The organism is Salinispora fenicalii (assembly GCF_000514815.1).
Taxonomy (GTDB): domain Bacteria; phylum Actinomycetota; class Actinomycetes; order Mycobacteriales; family Micromonosporaceae; genus Micromonospora; species Micromonospora fenicalii.
On record NZ_AZWQ01000010.1, the window covers coordinates 114,603 to 127,672 of the forward strand.

Here is a 13,070-nt window from a genome sequence, read left to right on the forward strand (position 1 = left end):
GGCCGGACTCCGGTGGTGCCGCTGCCATCAGCTCAGGAACAGCGAGACCGGTAGGGCGACCAGCGTGGTCGTCACCGCCAGCGCGGCGGCGCCGACCAGCCGGGGTGGTCGTCCCGACTCCAGTAGCCGGTGGACCCGCAGTTCGAGGTCGCGGTCACCGATGCCCAGGGTGCCGGCCGGGGTGATCCGGTCACCAGCGGCGGCGAACCGGCGCAGCGCGCCCGCCAGGGGTGCCTCGGCGTGCCGCTCGCGGGCCTTGTCATCGGCGCGCATCTCGACCAGCAGGGCGACTCGCTCGTGTGCGTCCCGTACCCAGCGGAGCCAGGGCAGCACCCGACGGAGCGCGGTGAATGGCAACAGGACGAGATCGTGCCGTTCCTGGGCGTGGGCCCGCTCGTGGGTGAGCACGGCCGCCAGCTCGGCCTGGTCCAGCAGGTCGAGGGTGCCGGCACTGACCACGACCCGAGGCCGTACCCCGGGCAGGCAGTACGCGGCCGCGCTCGGATGGTCGAGCACCAGTGCACCGGGCACCGTTGGATCCTGCCGGGCGACCAGCGTGAGCAGATCCCGGTGGCGGCGCTGGGCCCGGACGGCGCTGTGCAGGCTGCGGAGGGTGGTGGTGAACAGCACCACGCCGATTCCGCAGCCGAGACCGATGAGCCCGAGCTGGAGCGGGGTAACCCCGGCCGGCCACGCGCCGCGCCGCAGCTCCTCGGCGAGGGCCCAGAGGGCGCTGCCGGTCGGCAGGTCATACGCGGCCAGGCCGAGGGCCATCGGGAGACCCATCGCCGCCAGGCCAGCCGCCAGGCCGACCGCCTGCCAGCAGACAATGGCCACCCGCGGGCTGCGCCAGGTCCAGGTTGAACGGGCTAGTACCTGCGCGGTGAGCCAGCAGGCCAGCACCGTGAGCCCGAAGTGCAGCGCGTACGTCATGCTTGCCGCCCTAGTGCTCCGGCGCCTTGGCCGCCGGTGTGGCCGGGACCGTCGGTGTGACGGGGGGCGCCGATGTGATGGGGTCCGCCGGTGTGGCGGGGGGCGCCGGTGTGGCGGGGCTGGCCGGGGCGCTGGGCTCGCCCGCCGCGCTCAGTGCGGCGCGCAGCACCTCCGCCTCGGTCCCGGTCACCGACCGGGCGAAGCGCACCAGGGCGGCGTCTCGACTACCGCCGAGATCCAGCGCGTCGAGCATGAGTTTGGCGATGTGCGCCTCTCGGCTTGCGGCGGCCCGGTACCGCCAGGCCCGCCCCTCGCGTTCCCGCCGCACCATGCCCTTGCCGGCGAGCCGGTCCAGCACGGTCAGCACGGTGGTGTAGGCCAGCTCGCGCCCGGCGAGGGCGTCGACGACCTCCCGCACCATGAGCCCGTCTGATCTGCCGGGGAGTAGGTCCCACAGCACATCCATCACTGCGCGTTCGAGCTCGCCGAGCCGGGTCACCCGGTAATCCTACCCCGCGTAGTAGTGGCCGTTAGCCGCCCTTGGGGTGCCAGACCGTCTTCGTCTCCAGCAGTGCGGTCATCCGGGCCAGGCCGGGATTGGCATACCAGTCGTAGTTGGCCGGGACGGGACGCAGTACCCGCTTGAGGTTCTCCGCCGCCTTGACCTCCAGGCTCGTCGCCAGCTCGGCGTCGGCCACGCCCGCCAGATCGAGGGCGTTGACATCCCGGTGGCCCGCCAGCGACGGGACCGTCTCCTGGAGGCGACCGGTCAGGATGTTGACCACCCCGGCGGGCAGGTCAGCGGTGGCCAGCACCTCGGCCAGGGTCACCGCGGCGAGGGGATCGGTGGGCGAGGCCGCCACGACCACCGTGTTTCCGCTCACGATCGCCGGGGCGATGACACTGACCAGGCCGAGCAGCGCCGGTGCCGCGGGGGCCACCACGGCTACCACCCCGGTTGGCTCCGGCGTTGACAGGTTGAAGTACGGGCCAGCGACCGGGTTCACGCCGCCCCGCACCTGGGGCAGCTTGTCCGACCAGCCGGCGTACCAGACCCAACGGTCGGTCGCGGCGTCCACCTCGTCGCCGGGGATGCCCAGGGCCACGAACTGCTCGCGCCGGCCCTCCAGCATCTCGGCGGCGCGGTAGAGGATCTGACCCCGGTTGTACGCGGTCGCACCGGCCCAACCCGAACCGGCGGCCCGGGCCGCCAAGACCGCGTCCCGTGCGTCCTTGCGCGAGGCGAGCGCCACGTTGGCCGTGCTGTTCTCACCTGACTGCACGAGATACGACCGTCCCGACTCGCTGCGCGGGAACTTCCCGCCGATGTAGAGCTTGTATGTCTTTCGTACCGTGACCCGCTCAGACATTCAGGTACGCCTCCAGCCCGTGCCGGCCGCCCTCGCGACCGTAGCCCGACTCCTGGTAACCGCCGAACGGCGAGGTGGGGTCGAATTTGTTGAAGGTGTTGGCCCAGACCACGCCGGCGCGGAGCCGGTCGGCCAGCCAGAGCATCCGGGAGCCCTTCTCCGTCCACACGCCGGCCGAGAGCCCGTACGGGGTGTTGTTGGCCTTCTCGACGGCCTCCGCGGGGGTGCGGAAGGTCAGCACGGACAGCACTGGGCCGAAGATCTCCTCGCGGGCGATTCGATGGGCCTGGGTGACACCGGTGAAGATCGTGGGCGCGAACCAGAAGCCACGGTCGGGAAGCTCACACGGGGGCGACCAGCGCTGGGCCCCCTCGGCCGTGCCGGCGTCGGCGAGCTCCCTGATCCGGGCCAGCTGCGCCGCCGAGTTGATCGCCCCGATGTCGGTGTTCTTGTCCAGCGGGTCACCGACGCGCAGCTGGGCCATCCGCCGTTTCAGCGATGCCAGCACCTGGTCGGCGACTGACTCCTGCAGCAGCAGGCGGGAGCCGGCGCAGCAGACATGCCCCTGGTTGAAGAAGATGCCGTTGACGATGCCCTCAACCGCCTGGTCCACCGGGGCGTCGTCGAAGACGATGTTGGCGGCCTTACCGCCCAGCTCCAGGGTGAGCTTCGTGTCGGTGCCGGCTACGGCGCGGGCGATGGCCTTGCCCACCTCGGTGGAGCCGGTGAAGGCGACCTTGTCCACGTCGTGGTGCTCGACCAGTGCCCGGCCGGTATCACCCGCGCCGGTGACGATGTTCACCACTCCGGCGGGGAGGTCGGCCTGCTGGCAGATCTCGGCGAAGAGCAACGCGGTGAGCGAGGTCGTCTCCGCGGGTTTGAGCACCACGGTGTTGCCAGTGGCCAGCGCCGGGGCGATCTTCCACGCCAGCATGAGCAGGGGGAAGTTCCACGGGATGATCTGCGCGGCCACCCCGAGCGGCCGGGGGCCGGGCCCGAACCCCGCGTGGTCGAGCTTGTCCGCCCAGCCGGCGTAGTAGAAGAAGTGGGCGGCGACCAGCGGAAGGTCAACGTCCCGGGACTCCTTGATCGGTTTGCCGTTGTCCAGCGACTCCAGCACCGCCAACTCGCGGGAACGCTCCTGAATGAGGCGCGCGATCCGGAACAGGTACTTGGCCCGGTCCCGGCCCGGCATCGGGCCCCAGACGCGGTCGTACGCAGTTCGTGCGGCGCGGACGGCGCGGTCAACATCGCCGACGCCGCCTGCGGCCACTTCGGCGAGGACCTCCTCCGAGGCGGGGTTGATCGAGGTGAAGCTATCGCCGTCGGTCGGGTCAACGAACTCGCCGCCGACGAAGAGCCCGTACGCGGGCTGGAGCCGTACCACCGAGCGTGACTCGGGGGCGGGGGCGTATTCGAACATCGCGCTCAGTCCCGGGTGAAGTAGTCGGGACCGGCGTATTCGCCGGTCGTCAGCTTGGTGCGCTGCATCAGCAGGTCGTTGAGGAGGCTGGAGGCACCGAACCGGAACCAGTCCGGGTCCAGCCAGTCCGCGCCGACCGTCTCGTTGACCAGCACGAGGTATTTGATGGCGTCTTTGGTGGTCTTGATGCCGCCGGCCGGCTTCACGCCGACCTGCCGTCCGGTCGCGGCACGGAAGTCCCGGACTGCTTCCAGCATCACCAGCGTCACCGGCGGGGTAGCCGCCGCCGGGACCTTACCGGTGGAGGTCTTGATGAAGTCCGCGCCGGCCAGCATGGCGAGCCAGGACGCGCGCCGGACGTTGTCGTAGGTGGAGAGCTCCCCGGTTTCCAGGATCACCTTGAGGTGGGCCGGGCCGCAGGCCTCCCGGATGGCCACGATCTCGTCGTAGACCTCCTGGTATCGGCCGGTCAGGAAGGCGCTCCGGTTGATCACCATGTCGATCTCGTCGGCGCCGGCTGCGACCGCGGCTCGGGTGTCAGCGAGCTTGATCTCCAGCGGGGCCTGGCCGGAGGGGAAGGCGGTCGCCACGCTGGCCAGGTGTACCAGGCCGGTTCCGGCTGGTGCTGCTTGCGCGTCGGCCGGTCCTGCCCCGCCGGCGGGCTGACGGAGCACCTCGGCCACGTACGGGACCATCGACGGGTAGACGCAGACGGCGCCGACGTGCGGGCAGGACGGGTCGGCGGGGTCGGGGCGCAGGGCCTTGGCGGCGAGGGCCCGTACCTTGCCGGGGGTGTCGGCCCCCTCGAGGGTGGTCAGGTCGACCATCCGGATGGCTAGGTCGATCGCCCAGGCCTTCGCCGTGGCCTTGATTGAACGTGTGCCGAGCTGCGCCGCCCGCTGCTCGGCGCCGACCTGGTCCACGCCGGGCAGGCCGTGGAGGAACGCCCGGAGGGCGGTCTCGGATCGTCCCAGCTCGGTTAGGTCCGACCGGGCCGACATCGCTGTCGCCGTCATGCCCTGGAGTCTACGCCGGAGCTCCAGGCTGTGATCTTGGCCATGGTGCTGGTGCGGGCCAGCGCCGCCGGTCCGGTCACACCGAGGGTGCCCAGGGCCGTGGGCGGGTAGGTTGAGCGACCGTGGATGTACACGTCATTGACCACCCGCTCGCCCAGGCGCGGCTGACCGCGATGCGCGACGCGCGGACCGACTCGGCCTCGTTCCGCGCCGCGTTGCACGAACTCACCACCATGCTGGTGTACGAGGCGGCCCGATCCTTCCCCGTCGAGCGCTATCCGGTGCAAACCCCGGTCACCGGCACCCAGGGCACCCGGCTCGCCAATCCGCCGCTGCTGGTGCCGGTGCTGCGGGCCGGCCTTGGCATGGCTGACGCGGCGCTGGGCCTGTTGCCGGAGTCGTCGATGGGCTTCGTCGGCCTGGCCCGGGACGAGGAGACCTTCGAGCCCCGCGCGTACATGGAGTCGCTCCCGCCCGACCTCACCGGGCTGCCGGTGCTGGTGCTCGACCCGATGCTCGCCACCGGTGGCTCGTTGGAGCACTGTTGCCGGCTTCTCGCCGATCGGGGATGTGCCGACATCACTGTGCTCTGCGTGCTCGCCGCGCCGGTCGGAATTGACCGGCTGGAGCGCTCCGGCCTGCCCCTGCGCCTGGTTACGGCCGCGGTCGATGAGGGACTCAACGAGCGTCGGTTCATCGTTCCTGGCCTGGGTGACGCCGGTGACCGGCAGTTCGGCGGTATGCCCCGCTTCTGACCGACGGGTCCACGGTCGGTGTTGGGCGGCGGTCGGTTGTTGGGCGGGGCCCCACGCCCTCGGGACCGGACCCCGCCCTACACCCCCAAGCTGGCGGCGACTTCGGACCGTAAGTCGGCCACGGCAGTGGCGGCACGGCCGCGGGCCGCGGTGATGTCGCCCGCCACGACTGGCTGCACCACCTCCAGGTACGCCTTGAGCTTCGGTTCGGTGCCGGACGGTCGAATCACCACCCGGGCGGTGGCGCTGCGCAGGATCACCACATCGGCCGTCGGGAGCAGGTCCTGGGACTCGATGAGCGGCTCCCCGAGCAGCATGCTCGGGGTCGTGGCGCGGATCCGGGCCATCGCGTCTGTGATCACCTGTAGGTCGTCCACCCGTACCGAGAGCTGGTCGGTGTGGTGCACGCCGAACTCGGCCGCCAACTCGTCCAGCCGGTCGGCGAGGCTACGCCCCTCCGCCTTGAGCCCAGCGGCGAGTTCGGCGATGGTCAGCGCTGCGGTGATGCCGTCCTTGTCCCGAACATGGTCGGGGGCGACACAGTAGCCCAGCGCCTCCTCGTAGCCGAAGACCAACGGGGTGGACCCCCCGCCAGCCCGGACGATCCACTTGAACCCGGTCAGGGTCTCGTCATACGGCAGGTCGCGGGCGGTGCACATCGCGCGCAGTAGCGCCGACGACACGATGGTGGTGGCGTAGAGGCCGGTTCGGCCACGGCGCATCAGGTGGTCGGCGAGGAGTGCCCCCACCTCGTCACCGCGGAGCATCCGCCACCCCGGAGCGGCTCTGTCCGCCGCGGGGTTGGCCGGCTCCCGGATCACCACCGCGCAGCGGTCGGCATCCGGATCGTTGGCGATCGCGAGGTCCGCACCGGTCGTGTCGGCCAGGGCGGTGAGCCTGTCAACGGCCCCGGGCTCCTCCGGGTTGGGGAAGGCGACCGTGGGGAACTTCGGGTCCGGCTCAGCCTGGTCCGGCACGAGCCGCGGGGTGGGGAAACCGGCGTCGGTGAACGCCGCCGTGAGCACCGCCGCGCCGACTCCGTGTAGCGGCGTGTACGCCACCTTCAGATCGCGCGGTCCGCCCGGTGCGATCACCGCGACGGCCTGCTCCACGTACGAGGCCACCAGGGTGTCGTCGAGGACTTGCCCGGGTGGGCCCAGTGGTACGGCTGCCAGCGGCCCGACCGCGCGGATCGCGGACTCGATCTCGGCGTCCGCTGGCGGCACGATCTGCGCCCCCGCGCCCAGTTCACCACCGAGTTGGGCCCCCAGGTAGACCTTGTAGCCGTTGTCCTGCGGCGGGTTGTGGCTGGCCGTCACCATCACTCCGGCGACCGCCTCGTGCTGGCGCACCGCATGGGCCAGCACCGGCGTCGGCAGCGGGCGGGGGAGCAGCAGCGCCGGGCGGCCAGCGCCGGTGGCGACCTGTGCGGTCCGTTCCGCGAAGGCGCGGGAACCGGTTCGGGCGTCGTACCCGATCACCAGTGGACCGGTACCGCCTTGGGCGGTCAGCCAGGCGACCAGCCCGGCGGCGGCCTGCGTGACCACCGCGAGATTCATTCCGTTCGGGCCGGCACGCAACGGGCCGCGTAGGCCCGCGGTGCCGAAGGTCAGCGGGCCGGCGAAGCGGTCGGCCAGCTCCGGGGCGCTGCCCGGAAGTCGGTCGAGCACCGCCTGTAGCTCGGCGCGGCTGGCTGGGTCCGGATCGTCGTCGAGCCAACGTTGGGCCTGCTCGCGAAGGTCATTGAGGTGGTGGTGATCCGCCGACATGCCTCTTGATAGCACGTCGGCGGATCACCGCGTCGGCTCGCCCAGGCTCAGCCGGCCGCAGTCAGCTGGAAAGACTTGACCATCTCGTCGAAGATCGGTCGACTCTCCTCAAACCGGGCGTCGGTGGTGGTTAGGTAGAACGAGTACGACTGGCCCTCGTGGGCGACACCACGCCAGATGCCGTGCCGCATCTCCGGACCCTCACCACAGGTGTATTCGAACTCGGCCGCTGGCTTGCCGGCCAGCTCCGTCTCGACGTCTAGGGCGATCTGACGGTACGGCTTCGCACAGGAGGTGGAGCGGGTCTGCAACCCGTCCTCGGCGACCGCTGCCCAGCGGGCTGAGGTGTTGGTCCACTTCTCGGTGATGACTCGGACCCGGCGGCCCTGGTCCTCCGGGTCAACGTAATCGGTGTACAGCCCGCCGACCTTCTCTTCCCAACCCTTTGGCACCAGAACCCGCGCCCCCCGCGCCGAGTGCTCCATCAGCTCGGGGAGCTCGACGGCGGGAGTAGCCGATGTCGGGGCCGCCTGTGGTGCGACTGGTTGCTCCGAGTCGCCTCCGCCGGCGAGGGAGACGACGCCGATCAGGAGCACCACGGCCAGCCCACCCGCGACGGCGAGTTGAACCTTGCCCGGCCAGCCCTTCACCCGGCGAACGAGTTGGTCACCGGTGGCCCGCGCCCGCCCGGCGAGACCGCCGGACGGTGTCGCCGACTGCGGTGTGCCGGTCCACGGCTGACCGGTGCCCGGAACCGACCACTGGGCCCCGCCCGCGGTGGGAGCGGCCGGGCCCGGGTAGCCGCCGATGTGCTGGGTGGCATCCCCGCCGTAGGCGCGGCTCGGCGCCGGCATCGCCCCGGTCGGTGTGTTCAGCGGGCCGGCGAGTGCCGTGGCGCTGGTGTCCTCCAGCGCAGCGGGGGTGGCCCGGGACTCCACCGCGGGACGCTCACCCCGGCGCAGCGCGGCCAGTCGGTCGGTGAGCGACTCACCGGCCGCGAGCATCGCTCGCCCGCCGATCGTGCCGCTCGGCTGGGCGGGCTTGGCCGGCTGGGCCGGCTTGGCCGGCTGGGCTGGCTGGGCGGGCTGGGCCGGCTGCGGGATCGCGGCTGGCCGCTGCTGGACCGGCACCACCGAGTACGGGTCGGTCACCGAGTTCACCGCCACCGCATTGCTGGTCAGCGGGCCGGCGAGCAGTTCGCGGAGCATGGCCCGGGCCGTGTGCACCGGCAGCCGGCGGTCCGGGTTCTTCTCCAGCAGCCCCATCAGCACCGGCACCAGCGGGCCACTGCGCTGCGGCGGGGCGGGCGGGTCTTCGACGACCGAGTGCATCGTCTCGATCGGATCGCCCTTGTCGAAGGGCGGGCGTCCTTCGACGGCCGTGTAGAGGGTCACCCCGAGGGAGAACAGGTCGCTGGGCGGCCCGAAGTCCTGGCCCATCGCCCGTTCGGGGGAGATGAAGTGGGGGGAGCCGAGCACCATGCCGGGCGTGGTGAGCTGCACGTCGGTAGGCATCCGGGCCACCCCGAAGTCGGTCAGCACGCAGCGGCCGTCCGAACAGATCAGCACATTGGCGGGCTTGACATCGCGATGCAGTACGCCGATCGCGTGCGCCACTTCCAGCGCGCCGAGCAGCGAGACGCCGATCTTGGCTACCACCCGCTGGGCTAACGGTCCGTCTTCGATCACCATGTCCGCGAGGCTGCGGGAGTCGAGTAGCTCCATCACGATCCATGGCCGGCCACTCTCGGTGACCACATCGTAAACCTGGACGACGGCGGGGTGTTGGATCGCTGCTGCGGCACGGGCCTCGCGCAGGGTGCGTTCGTACATGGCGTCGCGGTCTGAGGGGGCCAGCCCTTGGGGTAGGACGACCTCCTTGACGGCCACGTCTCGGCGCAGGAGCGTGTCTGCAGCACGCCAGACCGTGCCCATGCCGCCGTTGCCCACTGCTGAGCGCAATGAGTAGCGCCCGCCGATGATGGTGTTGGGTGTTGCGCGGTCGCTGGGAGGACTGACAGGTCCGCCGCTCCACGTCGGGATCTGAGTCACTGAAGAGCCACCGGGGGAATTCGAGGGGGGCTGGGACACAACCCCCCTATCTTGCTGGGTCGGATGCCAGTTGCGAAAGCCGACGCGGCGGACATTTGGCAAAGACGACGATGCGTGTCCGTCCCGGTACGCCGGGTTGGCTAGGTGGGGGCGTGTGCTCAATCCCTCGTCCGACGCCGGAGCAGGTCGTCTTACCATCCGGTAATGAGCGAACGGCGGTCAAGCGAGTCTGGTTTCCCGATCCAGGGCGTCTACACGGGGGCCGACCTCCCGGAGGACCTGGACTCCCGGCTGGGCAGCCCGGGGGAGTACCCGTACACCCGCGGGGTCTACCCCACCATGTACACGGCGCGTCCCTGGACGATGCGCCAGTATGCCGGCTTCGGTACCGCTGCGGAGTCCAACGCGCGCTACCACCAGCTGCTTCGGGCGGGCACGATGGGGCTCTCCGTCGCCTTCGACCTGCCCACCCAGATGGGGTACGACTCGGACGAGCCGATCGCGCACGGTGAGGTCGGCAAGGTCGGCGTCGCCATTGACTCCATCGAGGACATGCGGCTGCTCTTCGACGGCATCCCGCTGGACAAGGTCTCCACGTCGATGACGATCAACGCGCCGGGTTCGGTGCTGCTTCTGCTCTACCAGTTGGTCGCCGAGGAGAACGGGGTGGCCGGGGCGGCGTTGAATGGCACGATCCAGAACGACATCCTCAAGGAGTACATCGCCCGCGGGACGTACATCTTCCCGCCGAAGCCCTCGCTGCGCCTGGTCGCGGACACCTTCGCCTACTGTCGCAGCGAGGTGCCGAAGTGGAACACCATCTCCATCTCCGGCTATCACATGGCCGAGGCGGGCGCGACACCCACTCAGGAGATCGCCTTCACCCTGGCCAACGGCGTCGAGTATGTGCGCGCGGCGATCGCCGCTGGGCTCGCGGTGGACGACTTCGCGCCCCGGCTGTCATTCTTCTTCGTCGCCCGTACGACGCTGTTGGAAGAGGTGGCGAAGTTCCGTGCCGCCCGACGAATCTGGGCGCGGCTGATGCGAGACGAGTTCGGGGCGAAGAATCCGAAGTCGATGATGCTTCGCTTCCACACCCAGACCGCCGGCGTGCAGCTCACCGCCCAACAACCGGAAGTGAACCTGGTCCGGGTGGCGGTGCAGGGGCTCGGTGCCGTACTCGGTGGAACGCAGTCGCTGCACACCAACAGCTTCGACGAGGCGATCGCACTGCCGACGGAGAAGGCCGCCCGGCTCGCGCTGCGGACGCAGCAGGTGCTCGCCTACGAGACGGACCTCACCGACACTGTTGACCCGTTCGCCGGCTCGTACGTGGTGGAGGCCATGACGGCCGAGATCGAAGCCGCGGCGGAGGGGTTGATGCAGCGGGTCTTCGAGCACGGTTCGGCGGTCGAGGCGATCGAAGTCGGGTTCCAGAAGCGGGAGATCGAGCAGTCGGCGTACCAGATCGCGCAGCAGATCGACTCCGGTGAGCGGGTCGTGGTGGGTCTCAACCGGTTCGCGGTGGACGAGGAGGAGCCGTACGAGCCGCTGCGGGTTGACCCGGCGATCGAGGTCGCGCAGGCCGAACGGCTGGCGAAGTTGCGGGCCGAGCGGGACTCCGGGGCGGTCGAGCGGGCCCAGGCGCAGCTGCGGGCCGCCGCCGAGGGGAGCGGTAACGTGCTCTACCCGATGAAGGAGGCGCTGCGGGCTCGTGCCACGGTTGGCGAGGTCTGCGGCACGCTGCGTGAGGTCTGGGGGACGTACCGCCCCGCTGACCGATTCTGATCGCGCCCCGGCGTCCGGGCGTTCCTGCGTCCGGGCGTTCCCGCGTCCGGGCGTTCCCGCGTCCGGGTGTTCTCGCGTCCGGGTGTTCCCGCGTCCGGGTGTTCTCGCGTCCGGGCATCCGGGCGTCCCCTCGGTGCGGCCGTTGCCGCTAGTGCCCGCTGCCGGCTAGTGCCTGCTGCCCGTTCGCGGGCTAGTGGTGGTTCCGGCGCGTAGCGGGCGGCAACCGCGGGTACCCCGTTTGAGTGAAGGCGACGCACACTGTGTGTGGTCGGTTACCGGGTGAACGTGTGAACGTCTGCGGGCCCGGTCGTGAGTGTGGTTGCTAATTATCGGAGTGTCCGTTGACGGAACGGACTAATGCCACAATTCGGATGACGGGTCTCGAGTGTCGGAGAAAATTCCTAACTTGTGAACCGATTACGCGTTGTAGGAGGTGTGGGGCAGATGGCAGCGAGCAACCGCGATCTACCTGCTGTCCCGCCGATGAACGAGCGCCCCGAGCAGGGCGTACGTGACGCAGAGCGGCCCGATCGCTACCAGAACGAGGTTGCGCAGCGTCACCGTCGGAGGTCTAGGCTGTCGGCGGTTCCGGAAGATTCATCCATTTCTAGTGATCGAGAATTCGACGTGACGAGTGCGTTGACGCTGCCGAGTAATGGCCAGCTGGCGTCGTCCTGGACGGAGGCGCCCGCCGGCTCCCAGCCCCTACCCCTCGACCTGGACCAGTTCCTTGCGCTCCGGGTGTCGGGCCTGATCGCCACCCGGAGGCGGATCCACTCGCATCCGGAGCTCTCCGGCGAGGAGTTCGAGACGGCCGCTCTGATCGCTCGGGAGCTGACCCGGGCCGGGTTGCGACCCCGGCTCCTCCCCAAGGGCAACGGGGTCATCTGCGACATCGACGGCCGCCCAGACGGCCCAGTGATTGCGTTTCGGGCCGACATCGACGCGCTGCCGTTGACCGACAGCAAGGACGTGCCCTTCCGCTCCACCGTTGACGGGGTCTGTCACGCCTGCGGTCATGACGTGCACACCGCGGTCATGCTCGGCGTGGGAATGCTCCTCGCCCGCCTCGCCGAAGCGGGTGAACTGCCCGGCCGGGTACGCCTGATCTTCCAGCCGGCCGAGGAGATCCTGCCCTGTGGGTCGCTCGAGGTGATCGAAGCCGGCGGTCTGGACGAGGTGGTGCAGATATTCGCGCTGCACTGCGACCCGAACCTGCCGGTCGGCGAGGTTGGCCTTCGGGTCGGTCCGATCACCGCTGCCGCCGACAACGTCAGCGTTCGGTTGACCGGTCCCGGCGGGCACACTGCCCGCCCGCACCTCACCGTCGATCTGGTTGACGCCCTCGGCCGGTTGATCACCGAGGTGCCGGCCCTGGTCGCCCGGCGAGTGCCGGCCAACAGCGGGCTACTGCTGGTGTTCGGCCACGCCTCGGCCGGCACCCGTTACAACGTCATCCCGTCGGAGGCCTGCGCCTCCGGGACGCTGCGCGTGATGGATCGGGACACCTGGGCGATGGCCCCCAAGGTCGTCGCCCAGGTGGTCCAGGACGTGATCGCCCCCACCGGCGCCACCGTGGACCTGGACTATCAGCGCGGCCGACCACCGGTCAGCAATGACTCCCAGGCCATCCAGGTCCTCGCCGCCGCGACCACCGCCGCGCTCGGGCCGGGCGGCATCGCGGAAACCCCGCAGAGCATGGGGGGTGAGGACTTCTCCTGGTATCTGGAGTACGTCCCCGGTGCCCTGGCCCGACTCGGTGTCGGCCGCTCGGGCCCGAACGTTGACCTCCACCGCGCGTCGTTCGACCCGGACGAGCGGGCCATCCCGGTCGGCGTTCGGCTCATCGTGCAGACCGCGCTCCAGGCGCTTGCGGCGGCGAGCTGACCGCGGGCGGAGCGATCCGGGACATTCAGCTGCTCCCGGCCCGGGGGTAACCCGGACGGCAGGGACGATCGGTCAGTC

At 70.4% G+C, this 13,070-nt stretch carries 10 protein-coding genes; 3 read left to right on the forward strand and 7 right to left on the reverse strand.

The window, feature by feature from the left end; genetic code table 11:
* Window positions 1-27: 27 nt before the first annotated feature.
* The 5 genes from B116_RS0103640 to deoC are packed head-to-tail and all read right to left on the reverse strand — an operon-like array spanning window position 28 to window position 4,742.
* Window positions 28-933 carry a M56 family metallopeptidase gene (locus tag B116_RS0103640; RefSeq protein ID WP_027659233.1) on the reverse strand — a complete coding sequence of 302 codons (906 nt, stop codon included), beginning with the start codon at window positions 931-933 and terminating at the stop codon, window positions 28-30.
* Between the two features lie 10 nt (window positions 934-943).
* Window positions 944-1,432: a BlaI/MecI/CopY family transcriptional regulator gene (locus B116_RS0103645; protein ID WP_027659234.1), complete on the reverse strand. Its 489-nt coding sequence runs from the start codon at window positions 1,430-1,432 to the stop codon at window positions 944-946.
* Window positions 1,433-1,463: 31 nt separating this feature from the next.
* The gene (locus B116_RS0103650; RefSeq protein WP_027659235.1) at window positions 1,464-2,303 is read right to left on the reverse strand and encodes an aldehyde dehydrogenase family protein; all 840 of its coding nucleotides are present in this window, start codon (window positions 2,301-2,303) and stop codon (window positions 1,464-1,466) included.
* Window positions 2,296-3,726, reverse strand: a complete 1,431-nt coding sequence (locus tag B116_RS0103655) for an aldehyde dehydrogenase family protein (RefSeq protein WP_018721221.1) — start codon at window positions 3,724-3,726, stop codon at window positions 2,296-2,298. Before B116_RS0103655 ends, B116_RS0103650 begins: the two co-directional genes overlap by 8 nt.
* Window positions 3,727-3,731: 5 nt before the next feature.
* The gene (gene deoC, locus B116_RS0103660) at window positions 3,732-4,742 is read right to left on the reverse strand and encodes a deoxyribose-phosphate aldolase (protein WP_018721220.1); all 1,011 of its coding nucleotides are present in this window, start codon (window positions 4,740-4,742) and stop codon (window positions 3,732-3,734) included.
* Window positions 4,743-4,864: 122 nt separating this feature from the next.
* On the opposite strand from deoC, the gene upp reads away from it, so the two are divergent.
* Entirely contained in the window at window positions 4,865-5,497 is a 633-nt protein-coding gene (gene upp, locus B116_RS0103670; RefSeq protein ID WP_027659236.1) for a uracil phosphoribosyltransferase, read from the forward strand.
* A 77-nt stretch (window positions 5,498-5,574) separates the two neighbouring features.
* Here the strand turns inward: upp and B116_RS0103675 are convergent, their stop codons facing one another.
* A complete protein-coding gene (locus B116_RS0103675; protein ID WP_027659237.1) occupies window positions 5,575-7,266 on the reverse strand; it encodes a phospho-sugar mutase in 1,692 nt (563 codons plus the stop codon).
* A gap of 47 nt (window positions 7,267-7,313) precedes the next feature.
* Window positions 7,314-9,317, reverse strand: coding sequence for a serine/threonine-protein kinase (locus B116_RS0103680; protein WP_027659238.1), 2,004 nt, complete (start codon window positions 9,315-9,317; stop codon window positions 7,314-7,316).
* Window positions 9,318-9,521: 204 nt separating this feature from the next.
* Here B116_RS0103680 and B116_RS0103685 point away from each other — a divergent pair, with 204 nt between their 5' ends.
* Together B116_RS0103685 and B116_RS0103690 are read left to right on the forward strand one after the other, a co-directional pair.
* Window positions 9,522-11,105 carry an acyl-CoA mutase large subunit family protein gene (locus B116_RS0103685; RefSeq protein WP_018721216.1) on the forward strand — a complete coding sequence of 528 codons (1,584 nt, stop codon included), beginning with the start codon at window positions 9,522-9,524 and terminating at the stop codon, window positions 11,103-11,105.
* Between the two features lie 627 nt (window positions 11,106-11,732).
* Window positions 11,733-12,992, forward strand: coding sequence for an amidohydrolase (locus B116_RS0103690; protein WP_018721215.1), 1,260 nt, complete (start codon window positions 11,733-11,735; stop codon window positions 12,990-12,992).
* Window positions 12,993-13,070: the final 78 nt, after the last annotated feature.